The 565-nt window shown below is 67.1% G+C and carries 1 protein-coding gene; it reads left to right on the top strand.

The features are described 5' to 3' along the window. Positions 1-565: polysaccharide biosynthesis C-terminal domain-containing protein (locus tag IMZ11_RS43525; protein WP_228649550.1), on the top strand; the 565-nt coding region annotated here is incomplete at both ends.

Below are 565 nucleotides of genomic sequence, written 5' to 3' on the forward strand. Positions count from 1 at the left end.
GGCCTACACGCTGGCGTTCACGCTGTCCGTGCTGTCCACGTTCTTCCAGTCGTCCACTCTGTCGGCCGCGACGCATTCCTTCGCGGTGGATCGGGCCGGCTTCGCCCGATTCGTCACGCGCACCGTCGAGTCGATGATGTTCCTGGGTGCGCCGATCGCGGTGGTGGGTATCGTGGTGGCACAGCCGATGGTCCAACTGGTGGGTTCGTCGGAGTTCGGCGCGCACGGCGGCCTGACGCTGGCCCTGCTACTTGTCGCCGTCGCCCTGACGTTTCTCAATGCGGCGATCAGTCAGGCCTTGTTCGCCGCACACGACCAGGTGTTCCTGTTCCGGCTGAATCTCGTCAACCTGGTGGGCAACGTGGTGCTCAACATCGTGCTCACCCCGCAGCACGGTGCGGTGGGGGCCGGCATCGCGCTGATCGTGGCGGAGCTGGCTGGTTTGGCCGTGGCCACCTGGCGGTTGGGCCGGGTCGCGCCGTACCGGACCCCTTGGCTGTTTGCGCTGAGGCTGGCGATACCGCTGAGTGCCGCTGCGGCCACGGCGGTTTGGCTCTCGCATGCG

It is taken from the genome of Microtetraspora sp. AC03309, assembly GCF_020826795.1.
In the GTDB taxonomy this organism is placed as follows: Bacteria; Actinomycetota; Actinomycetes; order Streptosporangiales; family Streptosporangiaceae; genus Microtetraspora; species Microtetraspora glauca.